Origin of the sequence: Stenotrophomonas sp. RS-48 (assembly GCF_030053245.1) — a bacterium.
GTDB classification, from domain to species: domain Bacteria; phylum Pseudomonadota; class Gammaproteobacteria; order Xanthomonadales; family Xanthomonadaceae; genus Stenotrophomonas; species Stenotrophomonas maltophilia_P.
In genome coordinates, this window is sequence record NZ_JASGBV010000148.1 from 1 (window position 1) to 1,480 (window position 1,480).

The 1,480-nt window shown below is 69.2% G+C and carries 1 protein-coding gene; it reads right to left on the reverse strand.

Annotation, left to right across the window (positions count from 1 at the left end):
- On the reverse strand, nucleotides 1–1,480 hold a 1,480-nt coding region (locus QMZ25_RS18960; protein ID WP_283220127.1), incomplete at both ends, for an Ig-like domain-containing protein.

Genomic DNA, 1,480 nt, shown 5'->3' on the forward strand with positions numbered 1-1,480 from the left:
TCGGATCGCCATTGCCATCGGTGAGGATCACCGTGGCGCCGGCTTCAGCCGTACCGCTGATGACGCTGCCATTGCTCGGATCGATCACCGGGGCCGGCGGCGCCATCGCATCCACCGTGGTGGTGACCGGGCCGCTGTTGTTGCCGGCCGCATCCTGCGCGATGGCATTGATCACGGTGCCGTCGGGCAGCGACGTAGCCGGGGTGAAGCTCCAGTTGCCGCTGCCATCGGCGATGGCTTCGCCGATGGGATCACCGTTGCCGTCGGTCAGGATCACCTTCACGCCGGGCTCGACGGTGCCGGTGATCACCGTGCCGTTGCTGGCATCGAGCGTCGGCGCCGAGGGCGCGACCGCATCGACGGTCGTGCTGACCGGGCTGCTGTTGTTGCCGGCCGCGTCGCGCGCCAGTGCATTGATGACGGTGCCATCGGGCAGAGGCGTGCCGGGCGTGAACGACCAGTTGCCACTGCCATCGGCGATGGTCTGCCCAATCGGAATACCGTTGCCGTCAGTGAGGATCACTGTCGCACCGGCTTCGGCGGTGCCGCTGATGACGCTGCCATTGCTCGCGTCGATCGTCGGTGCCGGCGGCGCGACCGAATCGACCGTGGTACTGGCCGGGCCGCTGCCGTTGCCCGCCGCATCCTGTGCCACCGCAGTGATCACCATGCCATTCGGCAACGGTGTAGCCGGCGTGTAGCTCCAGTTGCCGGCGCCATCGGCGGTGGTCTGGCCGATCGGGTTGCCGCTGCCATCGGTCAGGATCACTGTGGCACCGGCTTCGGCTGTACCGCTCACCACACTGCCGTTGCTCGGGTCGATCACCGGTGCCGGCGGCGCCACCGTATCCACGGTGGTCGTGGCCGGGCCACTCGCGTTGCCTGCCGCATCCTGGGCCACCGCCGTGATCACGGTGCCATCGGGCAGCGGCGTGCCGGGCGTGAACGACCAGTTGCCACTGCCATCGGCGGTGGTCTGCCCGATCGGATCGCCATTGCCATCGGTCAGGACCACCGTCGCGCCGGCTTCGGCGGTACCGCTGATCACCGCACCGTTGCTGGCGTTGATCACAGGCGCTGGCGGCGCCACCGCATCAACGGTGGTACTGGCGGGGCCGCTGCTGTTGCCGGCCGGGTCCGTCGCGATGGCGTTGACCACCGTGCCATCGGGCAATGGCGTGGCCGGAGTGAAGCTCCAGTTGCCACTGCCATCGGCCGTGGTCTGCCCGATCGGGTTGCCGCTGCCATCGGTGAGGATCACCGTGGCACCGGCTTCGGCCGTACCGCTTACCGCACTGCCGTTGCTCGGGTCGATCACTGGTGCCGGCGGTGCCACCGCGTCCACCGTGGTGCTTGCCGGGCCACTGGTGTTGCCCGCCGCATCCTGGGCGACCGCGGTGATCACCGTGCCGTCCGGCAGCGCTGTGGCGGGGGTGAAGCTCCAGTTGCCGCTGCCATCGGCCGTGGTCTGCCCGATCGG